Origin of the sequence: Methanobrevibacter sp., assembly GCF_045603845.1 — an archaeon.
In the GTDB taxonomy this organism is placed as follows: Archaea; Methanobacteriota; Methanobacteria; order Methanobacteriales; family Methanobacteriaceae; genus Methanocatella.
In genome coordinates this window covers 1-18,502 of the sequence record NZ_JAZUMY010000071.1, presented here as the reverse complement: position 1 = coordinate 18,502, position 18,502 = coordinate 1, and the positions used below count along the sequence as shown (strand labels likewise).

Here is an 18,502-nt window from a genome sequence, read left to right as displayed (position 1 = left end):
TTGGAAGAAGAAATTGACCTTGCAAAAACCTACAGACACAGCATTGATGTTGTAGTTGACAGACTTAAGATAAGGCATGATGTTGATTTCAAAAGGAGATTGGTTGATTCTCTGGAAACCGCAGCGGAATTTTCCGAAGGTTTAATCACGGTATTATTCGATAATGGTGATGAAGAGTATGAGAAAAAATACTCAGAGCACTTTGCATGTGTTGACTGTGGAATAAACTTTGAAGAATTGACTCCTCGTATGTTTTCTTTCAACGCGCCTCAAGGTGCATGTCCTGAATGTAATGGTATAGGTTCTAAAATGGAAATTGATCCTGATTTAATTGTACCAGACAAGAATTTGTCCTTGAATGAAGGAGCAATTGTACCATGGGCAAAATCAACTAAAAGGGAAAATTATTATTATCAAATGCTTCAGGCGGTTGCTGACCATTTTAATTTCAGCATGGACACTCCATTCAATGAACTGCCACAAGAGCATCAGGACAATATTTTATATGGATGTAAGGATAAAATTGCATTTACTTTTAAAAGAAGAAACAAATCTTATATGGTTAATCGTAAATTTGAAGGAGTTATACCTAGAATGGAGAGATTATATCTTGAAACAAAATCAAACTATTCAAGAAAATACCTTTCAAAATTCATGAGCGACAGAAAATGTCATGTCTGTAACGGAAAAAGGCTGCGTCCTGAAGTGCTTGCAGTAACTGTCGGAGGAAAATCCATTGCAGATGTGGTGGAAATGTCCATTAAGGATTCATATCAGTTTTTCCTGGATTTGGAGTTAACTGAAAGAGAACAGTTTATCGCTAAAGAGGTTCTAAAAGAAATCAGGGAAAGACTGAAATTCCTTGTAGATGTAGGTCTGGATTATCTCTCAATGGAAAGGTCATCTGGAACATTGTCCGGTGGAGAAGCTCAAAGAATCAGGCTAGCAACCCAAATAGGTTCAGGACTGGTCGGTGTATTATATATTCTGGACGAACCAAGTATCGGTCTTCACCAAAGGGATAACGTAAAGCTGATAGGTACTTTGAAAAGGCTTAAAAATCTCGGAAATACTGTTGTTGTCGTAGAACACGATGAGGAAACTATATTGTCAGCAGACCATGTTGTTGATATAGGTTCAGGTGCCGGAGAGCACGGAGGAAAAGTAATAGCTCAGGGAACACCGCAGGAAATCATGATGTGTGAAGATTCAATCACAGGAAGGTATCTCTCCAGAAAAGAAGTCATTGATGTTCCTGAAAAACGCCGTGAAGGAAACGGCAAGTTCATAACCATTAAAGGAGCAAAACAAAACAACCTGAAGGATATTGAAGTTGATATTCCTTTAGGTAAATTCACATGTGTAACTGGTGTAAGCGGTTCCGGAAAAAGCAGTCTGATAAATGAAATTCTTTATAAGGGGACTAAAGGTGAACTATCACACAAATTCACATTTGCCGGAAAATACGACAAGATTGAAGGTCTAAAAAATATTGACAAGGTTATTGCTATTGACCAAAAGCCTATTGGACGTACTCCAAGGTCAAATCCTGCAACATATACTGGAGTGTTTACAGATATCAGAGATTTATTCGCTAACACTCCTGAATCCAAAGCACGGGGATACAAACCGGGTAGATTCAGTTTCAACGTAAAGGGCGGAAGATGTGAGGCATGTTCTGGTGACGGTATAGTTCAAATTGAAATGCATTTCCTGGCTGACGTTTATGTACCATGTGAAGTCTGTGGCGGTAAAAGATACAATGATGAAACCTTAGACGTTCGCTATAAAGGTAAAAATATTTATGAAGTTCTTGAAATGACTGTGGAAGAGGCATTGGAATTCTTTGAACATATTCCTAAAATCCATAAGAAACTCAAAACTTTGGATGATGTCGGATTGGGTTATATGAAAATAGGCCAGCCTGCAACCACATTGTCCGGTGGTGAAGCTCAAAGAATTAAATTGGCTAAAGAGCTGTCCAGAACAAGTACTGGTAATACTTTATATATTTTGGATGAACCTACTACAGGACTTCATTTTGCAGACATTAAACGTTTGCTCGATGTATTGGCCAGATTGACTGATGCAGGAAATTCCATTGTCGTTATTGAGCATAACCTGGATGTAATTAAAACCGCTGATCATATTATTGATTTGGGTCCTGAAGGTGGAGATGGTGGAGGTCGTGTTATTGCTACCGGAACTCCTGAAGAAGTATCTAAAAGTGGAACCTATACAGGTGAATTTTTAGATAAAATGCTCAATGAAAACATAACTCCTTTTGCAAAAGAATTAATGGATGCTAAATAATTATTTTAGCATTTATATTTATTTTTTAACATAATTTTAAGTAAAAAAGAGTTTTTTTAATAACCAATGTTATTGTGAAGAATTTCTTCACAATTCCGATACAACATTGATTATTTCACCAACATGAATTTGAATTTTTTTAAATTCAATGGAGATAAATATCCTCCAATTGTATATTATTTTTTTAAATATTTAAATATGTTTAAAAATTATTTTTGTAAAATAGTTATTGGTATATACTTTTTTTAATAGGATAATAATTTATCAATTTAAAGATTTTAAGTAAAAAAGAGTTTTTTTTAATAACCAATGTTATTGTGAAGAGTTTCTTCACAATCCCAAAAAAACATTGATTATTTCACCTATTTAAAGTTTGAATTATTTAAATTCAATGGAGATAAATATCTCTATTTCTATATTATTTTTTTAATTATTTAAATATTATGTTCATGTGGATATAATTGTTATAATTAGTTTTCAAGCGATTACCTACTCCTAAACTAATTTTTTTGGGAATTAGCTAAATCCTATCATTAAACATAATCTTAACAATTAATCCACTAAAAAGGATTATTATTGATTATGATAACATTATTAATTTCAATAATGTTATGCACAACATTGTTAATGATTTTAAAGATTCTTCATTAACATTAACCGTAATATTTACGGATATTGTGTAATCCATTTTAATCCCTCCATAAATAGGTGAAAATTATTAGCAGAAACTCAAATTCAATTTTTATTAAAAATATCCGTTTCATAAAAATCCCTTTAAATTCCATTTAATAATTTTTTTGGAGTAGGATGAATTTATATATTGGATTTAAGGATATTTAAAGCTTTTTAATATTATTTGGGAGCAATATTGCTCTTAAGAGGTTATTTTGTATGGGTTTATAAATTCTAATTTCCATCATAAAGTTACCAAAATCATATTAATCAAAAATGTTATTATAAAGATAAAATAAAAGTAGTGTTGAGGAGATAATGTGAATTTTAATTTTTATGAAGCATTTTTAATTTTTATTCGTGGATTATTAATGGGTTCGGCAGATATTGTTCCCGGAGTTAGCGGAGGAACAATCGCATTAATTACCGGAATTTATGAACATTTGATTGGTTCAATCAGTAAAATTAATTTTAAATTTATAAAACCTTTAGTTAAATTTGATTTTAAAGGATTTTGGAATGCATTTTTGGATGAAATTGATTTTGCATTTTTCATTCCTTTAATTTTGGGTATTGGAATTGCAATGCTTACAATAGCTAAAGTTGTGACTTATTGTATGGATGTCCACACTGCACTGACTTATGCATTTTTCCTAGGATTAATCTTGGCATCAGCTTATGTGCTGCTTAAAAAGATTCCTAAATTGGAAATCAAGCACATTGCATTTGCAATTTTGGGCTGTATCTTGGCATATGTCTTTGTCAGTTTAAATCCTATTGCTGCAAATCATTCTCTACCGGTCATATTCATTTCCGGATTGATTGCAATTTGCGCTATGATTTTGCCGGGAATTTCCGGATCATTTCTTTTGTTGTTGCTTGGACAATATGAATACATGTTAACTGCCCTTCATGAGCTTCATTTCACTGAAATCATCGTGTTTATTGTAGGTGCGGTTATAGGAATTTTGGGTTTTTCAAAAATCCTGAATTATCTGCTTAAAAATCATGAAGAAGTAACAATGGCATTTCTCATTGGTGTAATGGTAGGTACATTAAAACTGCCTGCTTTGGAAGTTGCATCCAATGTAACTTTGGATATTGCAGGTTTGCTTCCGTGTGTTATCGTTGCAATAATAGCATTTGTATTAATCATTATTTTGGAAACAAGATTCGCTCAAGAATAATTGTTTTCAATTTCTCTTTTTTTGTTAATAGTATTTTTATAATATAAAAAATAAACTTTATTTTAATGTTAGTGATAAAAAAGGTTAAAAAGCAGTGGAAATTATATCCAATCGGTTCTCCGAAAGGAGCCTTGAACAATAAGAGGGAGGCCGAATTTGTTGGTACAATCAAATTTCAACAGACTGCTCAGGGTCTAGCAATAAACAGGTTCGTTGCTGACTACTCATATAAGGATAATTCCAGCCTGTCAGAAAAGCTCTTGCCTCCACAGGAAGTAACTAAGCTTTTAAGAAGTCAGGCAGTTTTTCTTGCAACTAAAGATAATGATGTTGAGGATTTTCTAAAAAGACTGAATGTTAAGGTTCGTCACACTCAGGTCTGTTCTTTCTGTGCTTTTGATGGAAATATCACTATCATAAATTCAAATTTTTCATATAAATACAATAACCAGCTGATATGTAAGAACTGCGCTCACGACACCATTAAAAATGAGATAAAAATAAGGGGATTTGACAAAAAGATTTTCAGAAACCTTAAAAGGACTCTGGAAAAAAGCGGAAATCTGGAAAAGACACTGTCTGTTTTAAGTCCTGATTTTAATCCCTTGAAAAATAAAAATCTCACATTGTTTGATAGGACATCATCCAAATCCAGGCTGAAGATTCCTTCAGCTGAAATGAAACGTTTGAAAATCAATCATGACTTTAGGGATATTCTAATCAAAAACGGTAATGATAAACTGCTGCCGGTTCAGTATTTGGCCATTCATGAAGGACTGCTTAAAGGTGAGGATCTTCTTGTTGTAAGTGCTACTGGAAGTGGAAAGACCCTGGTCGGGGAACTTGCAGGAATTACTCAGGCTCTTGAAGGCAAAAAGTTCATTTTCCTGACTCCTCTGGTTGCTCTTGCAAATCAGAAATATCGCGATTTCAAAAAGAAATATAAGAAATTGGGATTAAATGTGGCCATTAAGGTCGGGCGCAATCGTGTTAAGGCAAAAGGTGAATTGAAGTTACCTGACAGTGACGTTTCTGGAGCGGATATTGTTGTTGCAACTTATGAGGGAATAGATTTTCTTTTAAGAAATGGAAATTCAAATGCTTTAAGTAATTTGGGTGTGGTCTTAATTGATGAAATTCATATGATTGATGATGAGGACCGTGGAACTCGTCTTAACGGACTGATTAAGCGTATAAAGCATTTATATCCTAAAACTCAAATCATAGGTTTATCGGCAACTGTAAAAAATCCCGATTTTTTAGCTAAGGAATTCAACATGAAGCTGGTAGAATATCCTGACCGCCCCGTTCCTTTGGAAAGGCATCTTGTTTACATGCGCAATGAATCATCCAAACGCCACCTGATGGCAAAACTGGCGAAAAAGGAATTCAATACCAAATCCAGGAAAGGCTACAGGGGACAAACTATCATTTTTACCAATTCAAGGCGCAAAACTCACAAAATTGCTAACTTCCTGCAGGAAAAGCATATCAATGCGGCGGCCTATCATGCGGGTTTGTCCTATTATAAAAAGGAAAAAATCGAAAAGGACTTTGACAAGGCCAGATTGTCTGTTGTCGTAACAACCGCTGCTTTGGCTGCAGGTGTTGATTTTCCGGCTTCTCAGGTAATATTTGATTCATTGGTCATGGGAAATAAATGGATTAATCCCAATGAATTTTCACAGATGCTTGGCCGTGCCGGAAGACCCAGCTATCATGACCGTGGAATAGTATATCTGCTTCCTGAGATAAACAATGATTTTCAGGGAGAATCAGAAGAAGCAAAAGCATTGGAACTGCTTGAAAGCAATAGTGAGGATGTTTTCATTGAATATGATGAGGAAAGCTCTTATGAGCAGATTCTGGCTGACATTTCCTCAACTTCAATAAAAAGCTTTGATGAGCTTGCTGAATTTTATAGGGATATTGATGTTCCGGTCAGTCTGCAAATAGCGACAGATGAAATGAAAAAGTTAGGATTAATTAGTGATGATTTTAAGATAACCAAGTATGGCCGAGCAACGTCAGTTTCATTTTTAACTATAGAAGATGCTGAATTTATCAGAACGGCTCTGGATGACTGGGATTATCTGACTGATTATGTCAGATTGTCTCCGATGTATAGAAATAAGCAGGAATATGACAAGTTGAAAGTAAAGATTATTGCAATGGCTCTTGATTTGGAGTTGTTTGAAAATGCATATTTGTCTCCGGTTGTCCACAATCAGATATCAAATGCGCTTAAGGTTAAGTTTTCAACCAGATTGTTTGCAGAATCCACTTTGGACATAATATCTTCAGGTGAAGCTTTGGATAAGCTTGATTCAAAATTCCAGGATGCTTTGATTCGCCTTCAAAGTGACTTCATGAAATGCAACTGTCAGGACAGGCCATTTTGCAGATGTCTGCAGCTGGGAATATCCGAAGTGATTATCCATGAACGTCTGAAAGGTAAAGATCCGGTTGACATCTCAAATAAATTATTCAGAAAATATCAGATTCAAGTTTATCCTGGGGACATATTCTCCTGGCTGGATAATTTCGTTAAAAACTTGGATGCAATTAAAAGAATTTCAATAGCTTTTAATCGCAGGAGTATTGTACGTAAAACTTCTTATTTAATTAAAAAAATAGAAAATGGTTAGAAAAATGTTTGTAGAAGATAAAATTTTAATTGGTGGTGACGTTTATTTACTACCGAAAATGGCAAATAGGCACGGTTTAATTGCAGGAGCAACAGGAACTGGTAAAACAATAACACTCAAAACACTTGCCGAATCATTTAGTGATATGGGAGTACCAGTATTTTTAGCAGATATGAAAGGAGACATTTCCGGTCTTGCAAAGATTGGTGAGATGAATGACAATATCGCTAAAAGGGTTGAAGGAATTGATTCCTTTAAGCTCAAGTCTTATCCTGTTGAATTCTGGGATTTATTTGGTGAGAAAGGTTTGCCTGTACGTGTAACCTTATCTGAAATGGGTCCGGTACTGCTCTCAAAAATATTAAACCTGACGGAAGCTCAAAGCGGTGTTTTAAACATAGTATTCAGGGTTGCTGATGAAGAATCTTTACTTATTATTGATATTAAAGATTTGAAATCCATGATTAACCATGTTGTTGAAAACAAGGATGTTTATGAACCTAAATATGGTGCCATTGCAGCCAAATCAGCAAATACTATATTGAGAAATCTAATAACTCTTGAAGACCAGGGCGGAAACGATTTCTTCGGTGAGCCTGCACTTGAGTTAGATGACTTTATTAAGGTTGATGAATCCGGTTGCGGAGTAATCAACATTTTGGATGCACAAAAACTGTCCTTATCACCAGAAATATATTCATCATTCCTGCTTTGGATGCTGTCATCATTATATGAACAGCTGCCTGAAGTGGGAGATGCGGAAAAACCTAAATTCGTGTTCTTCTTTGATGAAGCCCATCTGATATTTGATGGTATGGGAGCGGAATTCCTGAAAAAAATTGAACAGATTACCCGTCTGATTCGTTCAAAAGGTGTCGGATTGTATTTTATTTCACAGTCTCCTGCAGATATTCCGGATGAAATCTTAGGCCAGTTAGGTAACAGGATTCAGCATGCCTTAAGGGCTTACACTCCAAAAGACCAAAAGGCTGTAAAAGTGGCCGCAGAAACATTCAGGGCAAATCCTGAATTCGACACTGCTGATGTTATTTCCAATTTGGGTATTGGTGAAGCATTGGTTTCTGTTTTGGATGAACAGGGGGTTCCTGGCATCGTTCAGCAGGTTAAAGTCATTGCTCCTCAATCATATATAGGACCAATTGATGAAAACGTAAGGGCTGATTTGATTAACCTGTCTGAATTCAAGGATAAATATCTTGAAGCAGTTGACAATGAGTCAGCTTATGAAATCCTTGCAAACAAAATCAATCAGAATGCAAACATTGAAAGTGAAGTGCCTCCTGCACCACCACAAGCCGAACAGCCTCAAGATGAAGTTCCACAAACCCAACAGGCTCCTGAAAGCCAGCCTGAATCATTGTCTTTAGGTGGATTTGACCTGGGAACTATTCTTGGCGGAAGTCAGCCTGCAGGCAAGAAAACTAAAAAGACCGCTCAGCAAAAAGCTATTGAAAAGGCAGCAACAACAGCGGCCAATACGATGGCACGTGAAGTTACAAAAGGTATCATGAGAGGATTATTTGGTCAAATGAAGTGATTGTCATGGCTCATCCGCATGTTAAGGCAATTTCCGAAATGGAAGATGCATCAAAATTGGTAGATATAATAGCTGAATCAAAAAGCTGTTATGTCCGTGATAATTTAAGCGTTCACCTGCATGACAGCCAAATCAGATTGATTAAAAATATTGTAAAGCATTCAAAACCTCATCACAGAAAGGTTAGGGTTAGACAATATGCCAAAATCAATGAGGACAAGCATTTTGATTTGCATTTGAAATTGTATCTTAAGAAGTATAAGAAATTGGAACGCTTGGGATTGGCTGAAATTCTTGACGTGGAAGATTTGCCTTATGATGTTGTTTTAACTGATAAAGGTTTGGAAATCTTTTCACAAATAGAGGCTCTTGAAGATGAATGGGCAAGTAAGGTTTCCTGTGATATTGAGGCTTTACGTGAAATGGCCTTGAATTCATTTGAATATTCATATAAATTCAAGAAAAATCAGAAATACCAATTCTAAATTCACAATCTATTGAGTTGTAAGCTTTAATTACTTGCTCAATAGCATCTTTTTCTTTTTTAAAATAGTATAAGTGACTTTCGCATTCACAATCGCTGCAGCCGAAGTCCTTAATAAATTCGTTGTTTGAAATCAGTTCCTTTGACAAATCACATTCAACTTTTTCACCGACATTATAAATCACTTCTGTAATCTGGGAATGCTTCAACAGGTAATCTATGTGCCAATGAAGTTTCTTTTTCTCGGACAGGTGTCTTTTCACTCTTGATTCTAGACTGTTCATTGCTGAGCCTATATAAACATAATAGCCCTTTTTGAAATCTATTTCAAGTTTGGAACCTATTTTCAATCTTTCATCATTATCCAGTCTTATGACTAAACAGTAACATCCTTTCATTAGTTAATGGTTATTTTTTTCATATTATTATAATTTTCACAAGATGAAGGCAATATTGCTCTGACCTTGTTTTTTTAATCTAAGGAAGTTATATTGTCCAATCTTATAATAGATAAATTTAATAACTATTTATGATAAAATAACTTCTATGAATTAATTAATGGTGAAAATTATGAATTATTATGAATATGATACTGATGAGGTTGAATTACTTGATGATGTAATGTCTTTTATTAGTGAGAGAAAGTACCGACAAGCACTTGAATGCATTAATAATTCAAAAAATCATGAGATTAATGATCCGTTGCTTTTGATGAGTCAGGGTCAGTGCTATTTGAGATTGGATGATCGGGACAATGCTGAGAAATGCTATGAAAAAGCCATTAGAGTATGTGATGATAAATTAAGTGAAAATAAAGATTTGGTTTTACTCAACATTAAGGGAAACTGCAATCTCCTGTTAAAAAATTATGATAAAGCTATTGAATGTTATAATGAGGTGTTGGAAATGGATGGTGAAAATGCATTGGCGTTAAGTTTCAAGTCTGTGGCATTGGTTAGATTGGATGAATCAGATGCCGCACTTGATTGCTTAAAGAAATTAGTTTCAATAGATTCCGATAATAATGATGTGAAACTGTTTAAAGTACAGTATTTCAACGGTATAGAAAGATATGACAAGTCATTGGAACTGTTGAATGAAATAATGAACTCTCCTTATGAATATCCGCAGGCTTATATGTTAAAGGCGGATGCGTTGCTTGAAATAGGTAAACTTGATGAAGCGCTGGTTAATATCAACAGGTCTCTTGAGTTGAATTCCACAAATTCATATTCATTTTATGTCAAGGCCAAAATTTTAATGGACAAATTTGATTTTGAGAATGCTTTGATGTACTTCGACAGGGCATTATCCATAGATTCTGATGTGGACTGTTATTTATTTGACAAGGGGTCCTGTTATCTTAACCTTTGTAGGTATGATGAAGCATTTAATACATACGTTGAAGCATTTAAATTGAATCCTCATAGTGGGGGTATTGCGAATCGTGATATCTTTCTGGATTTCATTCAGGATTTGAAAAAATATTAAAACTCCAAACAATAAACATTATAGCATGGAATTTAAAATTAAATCCAAAGGCCATAAAAATGTTTCTTCCCTTCACAAATCTACTTTTGAAATAACAAAGGATGCTGAAATCGGGCCGACTGCAGATTGCATAATCGGTGTGGATATGGATGATTCAATGTTGGATTTCCCAAAGGAATTCAAAAGTAAAATAGCCAATTCCAATACTAGAATAGCGGTTATATTGGATACGGTCAATGGCCATGATGAAATTATTGGTTTTGGTCATGAAAACCTCACTTTAACCCATCCGACAGACATCGTTTGCAGAACAAGCGATTTTACCTGTCCGAGAACACTGATGATAAAATCCTCAAAGGCAGCACGAGATCTGAATTCGGATTTGATTAATGATTTAAAAAATGAGGAAGACTTGGAAATTACTATAAAAATACTCGAATAATAGTTAAATATATATAATGATAAAAACATATTTTTTTATAACTACTTTTGTTTTTTTGCGGGGGTGGTCGAGCGGTCAAAGGCGCTAGGTTGAGGGCCTAGTGGGTCAGTCCCTTCGCGGGTTCAAGTCCCGTCCCCCGCACTACTTTCAATCAATTTCTTATTAAAACTATTTATGTATAAAAATTAATAATATTATTAATAATTTATTATTGGTGATAAACTATGAAAGCTGTTATTCCTGCAGCAGGTTTCGGTACAAGATTTTTGCCTGCTACAAAAGCCCAACCTAAAGAAATGTTACCTGTTTATGATAAACCAACTATCCAGTATGTTATTGAAGAAGCTGTTGCTTCTGGTATTGATGATATTTTAATTGTTACCGGTAGAAATAAACGTTCTATAGAAGATCACTTTGACAAATCATTCGAACTTGAACAGACTTTGCAGAGTGCAGGTAAGGATGACCGTTTAAGGCAGGTCCGTGCAATCACTGATCTGGCAGATATATGTTATGTAAGACAAAAAGAGCAGAAAGGTCTTGGTGATGCGATTTACTGCGCTAAAAAGCATATCGGTGGAGAAGCATTTGCAGTGCTTCTGGGAGATTCAATTACCAAAGGCCCTACACCATGCACTAAGCAACTGATTGATGTATATGAAAAATACGGTGCATCAGCAATTTCCCTTGAAGAAGTTCCAAAGGAAAAAGTCGAAAGATATGGTATTATCAAGGGAACCGAAGTTGAAAAGGATATCTATAAAATCGAAAAGCTTGTTGAAAAGCCATTGGCACACCAGGCTCCATCCAACTTGGCTATTATGGGACGTTATGTCCTGACTGCTGATATCTTCGATAAGATTGATGAAACCGAACCTGGTGTCGGCGGTGAAATCCAGCTTACTGACGCATTATCCAAATTGGATGCGATTTACGGAAATACCTTTGAAGGAAAAACCTATGATATTGGAAACCGTTTCGAATGGTTGAAAACTTCAATCGAATTCGCACTGGATGATGATGAATCAAAAGATGCTCTCATTGATTATATGAAAAATATGATTAATGAATGCGAATAACTAATTTATAATTAAATTGCTGGGCAATCTCATCAAACCCACTATTTTTTATATTTTGATATAATGCAATACAGAACTATTATAAAGACCGGTGATGAAATATCATCTCTGGGTTTCGGCGCCATGAGGCTGCCGTTGAAAAATGGTAAAATCGACAGGTCAAAGGCCCGTGAACTCATTTATCATGCCATAGACAACGGAGTCAATTTCATTGATACGGCATACCTTTACGGAGACAGTGAAAGCTTTTTGGGTGAAATTCTTCAGGGAGAATATGCCGATAAAGTTAAGTTATGCACTAAATTGCCTGCAATCAATGTTCGAAAGTATGAGGATATGGAAGAAATATTGGATGAACAGCTTAAAAGACTTCGCAGAGATTGCATTGATTATTATCTTATTCATGCCGTTGATTTGAAAGCCATGAACAGATTATTGAAGAAGGATTTAATCAAATTTTTAAATAAGGCCCGAAGAGAAGGCAAAATAAATCATATTGGATTTTCATATCATGGTCCCAAAGAGGAATTTGAACTGTTGGTTGACGGATATGACTGGGATGTGGTGATGGTTCAGTACAATTACTTTGATGAGAACGTCCAGGCAAGCGTTGAGGGTATAGAATATGCAGCTTCAAAAGGACTTGGTGTTTTTGTAATGGAACCTTTAAAGGGGGGCATACTTGCAGGAAAAATGCCTCATGATGCTGAAGAAATCTTTAAAAATGCAAATCCAAATAAAAGCAATGCTCAGTGGGCAATGGAATGGGTTTTAAACAATCGCAATGTAACATGCGTTTTATCCGGAATGAACTCCTTTGAACAGCTTGATGAGAATCTTGAAGTTGCCAAAACTACAACTCCTATGTCAATGACTTTTGAGGATCTTGAAACTGTTGAAGGGGTTAAAAGAGTAATGAGAAATTCATTAAAGATTAACTGCTCAACCTGCGGATACTGCATGCCCTGTCCTCAGGGAGTAAATATCCCTGAATGCATGAAAATATACAATGAAAAGTATTTGTTCAACCATAAAGGCTTTATCAATCCTGCATTGTTTGACTATTATCAGTATGTCGGAGGAATCATGGGCAGTTCTGGAAATGCAGGTAAGTGTAATGGATGCGGTAAATGCTTGAGAAAATGTCCTCAAAAATTGGATATCATTAAAGAATTAAATAAGGTTAAAAAAGAATTTGAATTGCCTGGAATGAATATCATCCTGGCTTTCATTAGAAAAATCGGTTTTCCCCTTTACAGGCAAATGGTAAAATTATTGAATCGTTAGCCTTTTCTTATTTTGTCTGTTATCTCCTCCCATTCCTGTGATTCAATCACATCATAGCTTTCTCGCCAGAATTTCTGTCTTACGATGTTGGTCGTTTCCGTAAAAATCGGATTGTTTCTTTGTTTTAAAAAATGGTCATAGTAGTCGCATGGCATGGTTATTTCTCCTTATTAGTGAGTTGTTTATTTCTATCGATGAATTAGTATTTAAAGCTTGTTGACGTCACTGATGAAAATTGTTCTCAGTGAAACATACTATTTAAACTTTTTCACAACTAATAACTTTAATATATTTTAAAGTCTAACTTTAATGTATAGGTGAATAAAATGAAATTTGAAGAATTGATTGCACCATGTCCGAAATGTGGTTCCAAAGATAAGATAGCTCATAGAAAACTGTTAGACAATCATCGTGCTCATGCAGAGATGGACACTGTCAAATGCGAGGAATGTGGCTATATTTTCTTTGTAAATGATAATATGGAAGAAGATGAGAAAAAACAGCTATTGAATGAATTAAACAAGATTCACGGATAAAATGACATTTCATGTAATGATTATCCCCACACTTAATTGTCCGTCAAACTGTAAATATTGCTGGGGTTCTGAAAATAAAAAAGAAATGATGGATATTGAAATCATAGACCAGATAATAGACTGGTTAGCTGATTTCAGGGACGATAAAGTTCATTTTACATTCCATGGTGGAGAGCCGCTTCTTGCAGGATATGACTTTTACAAGCAAGCTCTTGAAAAATTATCAAAACTACCTAATTTTGAGGGATTTTCTCTTCAAAGTAACATATGGCTTTTGACTGAGGAATTGATTAATCTTTTTGTTGAATACAATGTTGTAGTCAGTACAAGTATTGACGGACCAAAAGAGATTAATGATTATCAAAGAGGAGAAGGCTATTTTGATAAGACCATGTCAAAATACGAGCTTGCAAAAAGCAAAGGGTTAATCATTAACTTTGTTTTAACTGTAACGGACTATTCAAAGGATTTCTCAGACGAACTGTATGAATTCTTTAAAGGGGAAAAGATGAACCTTAAGATTCATGCTGCATTGCCTTCCATTAGAGGGGATAATGCTGACCCTTGGGCACTTGACCAGGAGGAACATGGAAAACTGCTCATTGACTGGTTAGATAAATATCTTTATGATCTGGATAAGTTTACTGTAATGGATCTGGACCATATCTGCAAGTCCAGCTTAAGAAGAAGAGGAACCCTATGCACATTTGCCGATTGCATTGGAACGACACTTGCTGTAGGTTCTGACGGTTCCATATATCCGTGCTATAGGTTTGTCGGTATGGAAGAGTATGTATTGGGAAATGTTTCAACTAATCCTTCTTTTGATGATTTGAAAACTTCTGATGCATGGGCAAAACTTCAGGAATTCAGGGATTATGTCGGTGAAAACTGCAAAAAGTGCAAACATGTGAAATACTGTGAGGGAGGATGTCCTTATAATGCGATTGTTGCATATAAGACTCCTAAGGCAGTTGATCCTCAATGCACTGCATATAAGATGATTTTTGGAGAAGTTTCAAAAAGAATGAATAAAGAATTCGCCCGTTCTGCTTTCGGTTTGGGAGCACCCGGCGAAAGAAAAGAAGGAGAAGCTTTCAGCATTATGGATTTGGCCATGAAACCTTAATTGTGGTGATGATATGATTTGTGATGATTGTAAACACTTGGAATTCAGAGATAAGTACAAGATTGTCTGTAAAATTAATGAACATCTGCTTTTGGATGTAAAACAGTGTATGAACTTTGAAAAAATTGAAGATGAATAGTTTTTCATCGGATTTTTTTCCTACTTTTTTTCACTCAGTAATACTTAGTATATAAATGAATTCAAAAAAAGTAATAAGATTTATATGGTCTAAGTTGCATAATATTAATAGTAATACTGAGTATTTAAATGAATTTAAAAAAAGTAATACTTTTTGGCTGTGGGTAATACTTTATATTTAAATGATTTTAAAATTTGTAATACTTGTTAATTTTTTTAATATGTTTCCTTTATTTTGGATTCTGATAAAAAAATTTTTTAGTAATACTGGGTATTTAAATGAATTTAAAAAAAGTAATACTTTGAGGTGTTTTAAGTGATTGATGAAATAACAGATTTTTTATTCGGACTAAAAATGACAATTATTTCAGGAATATTCTTATTAATTGCTATTATTTTCATGATTTTCGGAATAGACACGCCAGTTTACTTAAATCCAGCATGGGGTACAGTAATAATCAGTGGAATTCCGATGTTACTATTGGCTATGACAAGACTTGTCCGTGAAAAATGGATTTCATCTGCATTGCTGATTGCAATTGCAATGATAGCTTCCTTATTGATTGGTGAAGTATTCGCAGCAGGTGAAGTGGCATGGATCATGGCTTTGGGAGCTTTACTTGAAGACTGGACAGTTGAAAGGGCTAAAAAAGGTTTGAAAAATTTAATTGATTTAACTCCGCAAACTGCAAGGCTCACAAATGGTGATGTAATACCTGCAAGTGAGGTTAAGCTCGGAGATAACTTAAGAATTTTGCCTGGGGAAAATATTCCTGTCGACGGTGAAATAATTAAGGGAACAAGTTCAATAGACCAGTCAGTCATGACCGGTGAATCATTGCCTATAGATAAGACTGTTGGTGATGACGTATTCTGTGGAACTACAAACATGTTTGGAGCTATTGATATTAAGGCAACAAGCCTTTCAGAGGATTCTTCCCTTCAGAAACTGATTGATCTGGTTAAGGCCGCAGATGAAAAACAGGCTCCTACACAAAGAATTGCAGACAAATGGGCAACTTGGCTAGTTCCTGTTGCATTGATAATTGCAATTGTTGCATGGCTTGTTACAGGAAACATTGAACGTGGAGTAACAGTTTTAGTAGTATTCTGTCCATGCGCTTTAATTTTGGCAACCCCAACCGCAATCATGGCAGCTATCGGTCAGGCAACAAAGCATGGTGTACTGATTAAATCCGGTGAAGCTTTGGAAAACCTGGGTGCTTTAAACACATTGGTTTTTGATAAGACAGGCACATTAACCTACGGTAATCTGGTTGTATCAGACATCACTCCATTAGGAATTTCTGAGGAGGAACTGCTGTCCCTTACAGCATCATGTGAAAGCTTAAGTGAACACCCTCTGGCTAAAGCCATTGTTACAAAAGCCAAAAGTGATAACGTTCAAATTAATGAAGTTGATAACTTTAAAATGTATCCTGGTTTGGGAGTGTCCTGTGAAATTAATTCCAATAAAATTTATGCGGGAAATCTAAAATTCCTGAATGAAAATGGAATCAATGATAATGTTGATGAATATCTGGACAAATTTAAAAATGAAGGTAAGGCAACAGTTGTGATTGCCCGAAATGATAAAATCATTGGTATTATCGCATTATCAGATATGATACGTGAAGATGCGCCTGAAATGATAAATGCACTTCACGACATTAAAACTAAGACTGTTCTATTAACTGGGGATAATAATCAGGCTGCAAACTATTTTGCTTCAAAAGTTGGAATAGGTGAGGTTCACGGCAATCTGCTTCCTGAAGAAAAGCTTGAATGGATTTCAAAATTTCAGGAAAACGGTGACAATGTATGTATGGTCGGTGATGGAGTAAATGACGCTCCAGCACTTAAAACAGCTAATGTGAGTGTGGCTATGGGATCCATGGGCAGTGATGTTGCTATTGAAGCTGCAGACATAGCTCTTTTAGGCGATGAAATCTCAAAAATCCCTTATCTTAAGAACCTGTCAAACTCAACGCTGTTCACGATTAAGGCAAACATTGCAATTTCAATGACTATCAATGCTGTAGCTATTGTATGTTCCGTATTGGGTTTATTGAATCCTGTTACGGGTGCTATTGTTCACAATGCAGGTTCATGTTTGGTTGTTTTAAATGCGGCATTGTTGTATGATAGGAATTTTGATAAAAAGAGTCAAAGTTCACAGCATAATCATTATCACTCTCATGAGGACGGTACACATACCCATTCCCATGGAAATGTTGAAATCATTGATGAAATCGTAACTGAAAATGGTGTTCGCCATCTGCATGCACATACCCATCCGATGGATAGACATGCATGTGAATCATATCATAATTAAACATTATTTAAAAATATATAATTAAAATATATTTTTAATTATTTTTTCTCTTTTTTTATAAACGTTTATTGTTGATTTTTTTAATGTCATGATAAATCATTATATTTATAAAGTATCTTTAACAAATATTGTTATAGTTTTAATTTATTTGATGAGTGAATATTATGTTAACATCAGTACAAAAGGAAATTTTACAAACACTAATTAATTTATACCAATCCTCTGACGGTAAATCTATTAAAGGGGAAGATATTGCTGAAGTTATGAACAGAAATCCAGGTACAATTCGTAATCAGATGCAATCTCTCAGGAGTTTAAGTTTAGTTAAGGGAGTTCCTGGCCCCAGAGGTGGGTATAAGCCAACTATTGAAGCATATCATTCTTTAAATATTTCGGTTTCAAAAGAAGATTTCAATGTGCCTATTTATATAAACGGGCAAAAAATTAAAGATATTTCAGTTGCAAAAATCGAATTTACAAGTGTTCCCCAACCAACGGAATGTGAAGCAGCAATAAAAGTTTTGGGAAGCATTAAGGACTTGAATGTCGGCGATGAAATAAGATTGGGACCAACACCGGTAAATAACCTGGGCATTATGGGCACTATCGTTGGCCGTGATGATATGGACAATATCCTTTTAGTCGATGCAAAAACCATAAGAAGTATTCCAAAACAGACTGTAGGTGATATTGCAAGCCGTGATGTAATTTCATTTACCATAGACTGTTCTGTTAAAAATGCGGCTCAAAAATTGGCTAAAAAAGAAATTGATGGTGCACCAGTTATAAAAGACGGCAAAGTGGTTGGAGTATTTACATTAACTGATCTGGTAAATGCAATAGCTGACGATAATGAAAATAAAACTGTCGGAGAGTTAATGTCAACTAATGTTGTTATTGTTAATGAAGATTTAAAAATAGCCAATGCAATCGATTTAATACTTAAAAAATCAATTTCAAGATTAATAATAGCAGATAACAATCAGGTTTTACTTGGAATTGTTACAAGAACAGACTTAATAGACAGTATTACAAATTTAAAACAGTTCCCGATTATTACTAATTAAGTGATTTGGATGAAAGTTAATCAAATCAATGTTTCAAAAGATATGAAAATATCAGATTTAGTTAATCAGTTTGACCGGTCAGGTGTTTTAGGAGCGGGTCGTGTCGCAAGAGCCACTAATGTTTTAGCAGATATGA

General features: G+C 35.0%; 16 protein-coding genes, 1 tRNA gene and 1 pseudogene. 16 read left to right on the top strand and 2 right to left on the bottom strand.

All coding sequences use genetic code 11. The features are described from left to right. The 5 genes from uvrA to ACKI2W_RS06760 all read left to right on the top strand — a co-directional run. The coding region (gene uvrA / locus ACKI2W_RS06780) for an excinuclease ABC subunit UvrA (RefSeq protein ID WP_407380510.1) at positions 1–2,313 on the top strand (2,313 nt) is incomplete at its 5' end. Between the two features lie 1,043 nt (positions 2,314–3,356). Then, the gene (locus ACKI2W_RS06775) at positions 3,357–4,172 is read left to right on the top strand and encodes a DUF368 domain-containing protein (protein WP_407380512.1); all 816 of its coding nucleotides are present in this window, start codon (positions 3,357–3,359) and stop codon (positions 4,170–4,172) included. 65 nt (positions 4,173–4,237) lie between these two features. Then, positions 4,238–6,820, top strand: a complete 2,583-nt coding sequence (locus ACKI2W_RS06770; RefSeq protein WP_407380508.1) for a DUF5814 domain-containing protein — start codon at positions 4,238–4,240, stop codon at positions 6,818–6,820. A 4-nt stretch (positions 6,821–6,824) separates the two neighbouring features. Then, positions 6,825–8,378, top strand: coding sequence for a helicase HerA-like domain-containing protein (locus ACKI2W_RS06765; protein ID WP_407380506.1), 1,554 nt, complete (start codon positions 6,825–6,827; stop codon positions 8,376–8,378). Positions 8,379–8,383: 5 nt separating this feature from the next. Then, entirely contained in the window at positions 8,384–8,863 is a 480-nt protein-coding gene (locus ACKI2W_RS06760; RefSeq protein WP_407380504.1) for a hypothetical protein, read from the top strand. Here ACKI2W_RS06760 and ACKI2W_RS06755 read toward each other — a convergent pair. After that, positions 8,835–9,260, bottom strand: coding sequence for a GIY-YIG nuclease family protein (locus ACKI2W_RS06755; protein ID WP_407380502.1), 426 nt, complete (start codon positions 9,258–9,260; stop codon positions 8,835–8,837). The genes ACKI2W_RS06760 and ACKI2W_RS06755 overlap by 29 nt on opposite strands. A gap of 172 nt (positions 9,261–9,432) precedes the next feature. Between ACKI2W_RS06755 and ACKI2W_RS06750 the strand changes: the two genes are divergently transcribed. From ACKI2W_RS06750 to ACKI2W_RS06730, 5 genes are all read left to right on the top strand, one after another. Beyond that, the gene (locus tag ACKI2W_RS06750; RefSeq protein ID WP_407380500.1) at positions 9,433–10,353 is read left to right on the top strand and encodes a tetratricopeptide repeat protein; all 921 of its coding nucleotides are present in this window, start codon (positions 9,433–9,435) and stop codon (positions 10,351–10,353) included. A gap of 25 nt (positions 10,354–10,378) precedes the next feature. Then, positions 10,379–10,795 (top strand): DUF371 domain-containing protein, encoded by a 417-nt coding sequence (locus ACKI2W_RS06745; protein ID WP_407380498.1) that lies wholly within the window; start codon positions 10,379–10,381, stop codon positions 10,793–10,795. Positions 10,796–10,852: 57 nt separating this feature from the next. Beyond that, a tRNA-Leu gene (locus ACKI2W_RS06740) sits at positions 10,853–10,936 on the top strand. An 83-nt stretch (positions 10,937–11,019) separates the two neighbouring features. Beyond that, complete coding sequence (galU, locus tag ACKI2W_RS06735) at positions 11,020–11,874, top strand: UTP--glucose-1-phosphate uridylyltransferase GalU (RefSeq protein WP_407380496.1); 855 nt, start codon at positions 11,020–11,022, stop codon at positions 11,872–11,874. A gap of 63 nt (positions 11,875–11,937) precedes the next feature. Continuing rightward, positions 11,938–13,161, top strand: a complete 1,224-nt coding sequence (locus ACKI2W_RS06730; protein WP_407380494.1) for an aldo/keto reductase — start codon at positions 11,938–11,940, stop codon at positions 13,159–13,161. Here the strand turns inward: ACKI2W_RS06730 and ACKI2W_RS06725 are convergent. After that, positions 13,158–13,316: a hypothetical protein gene (locus tag ACKI2W_RS06725; RefSeq protein ID WP_407380492.1), complete on the bottom strand. Its 159-nt coding sequence runs from the start codon at positions 13,314–13,316 to the stop codon at positions 13,158–13,160. The genes ACKI2W_RS06730 and ACKI2W_RS06725 overlap by 4 nt on opposite strands. Positions 13,317–13,487: 171 nt before the next feature. On the opposite strand from ACKI2W_RS06725, the gene ACKI2W_RS06720 reads away from it, so the two are divergent. The 6 genes and pseudogenes from ACKI2W_RS06720 to ACKI2W_RS06695 form a co-directional block, all read left to right on the top strand. Beyond that, a complete protein-coding gene (locus tag ACKI2W_RS06720; protein WP_407380490.1) occupies positions 13,488–13,697 on the top strand; it encodes a TIGR04165 family Cys-rich peptide in 210 nt (69 codons plus the stop codon). Position 13,698: 1 nt separating this feature from the next. Beyond that, positions 13,699–14,826 (top strand): TIGR04083 family peptide-modifying radical SAM enzyme, encoded by a 1,128-nt coding sequence (locus tag ACKI2W_RS06715; RefSeq protein ID WP_407380488.1) that lies wholly within the window; start codon positions 13,699–13,701, stop codon positions 14,824–14,826. Positions 14,827–14,839: 13 nt separating this feature from the next. Further along, positions 14,840–14,965, top strand: coding sequence for a hypothetical protein (locus tag ACKI2W_RS06710; protein WP_407380486.1), 126 nt, complete (start codon positions 14,840–14,842; stop codon positions 14,963–14,965). A 315-nt stretch (positions 14,966–15,280) separates the two neighbouring features. Then, positions 15,281–17,299 carry a heavy metal translocating P-type ATPase gene (locus ACKI2W_RS06705; RefSeq protein ID WP_407380484.1) on the top strand — a complete coding sequence of 673 codons (2,019 nt, stop codon included), beginning with the start codon at positions 15,281–15,283 and terminating at the stop codon, positions 17,297–17,299. A 164-nt stretch (positions 17,300–17,463) separates the two neighbouring features. Continuing rightward, positions 17,464–18,366, top strand: coding sequence for a CBS domain-containing protein (locus ACKI2W_RS06700; protein WP_407380482.1), 903 nt, complete (start codon positions 17,464–17,466; stop codon positions 18,364–18,366). Positions 18,367–18,375: 9 nt separating this feature from the next. Then, positions 18,376–18,502, top strand: a pseudogene (locus ACKI2W_RS06695) (deoxyhypusine synthase); the annotation flags it as partial.

What these genes read in the sequence shown, in the direction of transcription:
- ACKI2W_RS06775 (WP_407380512.1), top strand. Translation starts at nt 3,357, where the DNA reads ATGGGTTCGGCAGATATTGTTCCCGGAGTTAGCGGAGGAACAATCGCA.
- ACKI2W_RS06770 (WP_407380508.1), top strand. Translation starts at nt 4,238, where the DNA reads ATGTTAGTGATAAAAAAGGTTAAAAAGCAGTGGAAATTATATCCAATC.
- ACKI2W_RS06765 (WP_407380506.1), top strand. Translation starts at nt 6,825, where the DNA reads ATGTTTGTAGAAGATAAAATTTTAATTGGTGGTGACGTTTATTTACTA.
- ACKI2W_RS06760 (WP_407380504.1), top strand. Translation starts at nt 8,384, where the DNA reads ATGGCTCATCCGCATGTTAAGGCAATTTCCGAAATGGAAGATGCATCA.
- ACKI2W_RS06755 (WP_407380502.1), bottom strand. Translation starts at nt 9,260, where the DNA reads ATGAAAGGATGTTACTGTTTAGTCATAAGACTGGATAATGATGAAAGA.
- ACKI2W_RS06750 (WP_407380500.1), top strand. Translation starts at nt 9,433, where the DNA reads ATGAATTATTATGAATATGATACTGATGAGGTTGAATTACTTGATGAT.
- ACKI2W_RS06745 (WP_407380498.1), top strand. Translation starts at nt 10,379, where the DNA reads ATGGAATTTAAAATTAAATCCAAAGGCCATAAAAATGTTTCTTCCCTT.
- galU (WP_407380496.1), top strand. Translation starts at nt 11,020, where the DNA reads ATGAAAGCTGTTATTCCTGCAGCAGGTTTCGGTACAAGATTTTTGCCT.
- ACKI2W_RS06730 (WP_407380494.1), top strand. Translation starts at nt 11,938, where the DNA reads ATGCAATACAGAACTATTATAAAGACCGGTGATGAAATATCATCTCTG.
- ACKI2W_RS06725 (WP_407380492.1), bottom strand. Translation starts at nt 13,316, where the DNA reads ATGCCATGCGACTACTATGACCATTTTTTAAAACAAAGAAACAATCCG.
- ACKI2W_RS06720 (WP_407380490.1), top strand. Translation starts at nt 13,488, where the DNA reads ATGAAATTTGAAGAATTGATTGCACCATGTCCGAAATGTGGTTCCAAA.
- ACKI2W_RS06715 (WP_407380488.1), top strand. Translation starts at nt 13,699, where the DNA reads ATGACATTTCATGTAATGATTATCCCCACACTTAATTGTCCGTCAAAC.
- ACKI2W_RS06710 (WP_407380486.1), top strand. Translation starts at nt 14,840, where the DNA reads ATGATTTGTGATGATTGTAAACACTTGGAATTCAGAGATAAGTACAAG.
- ACKI2W_RS06700 (WP_407380482.1), top strand. Translation starts at nt 17,464, where the DNA reads ATGTTAACATCAGTACAAAAGGAAATTTTACAAACACTAATTAATTTA.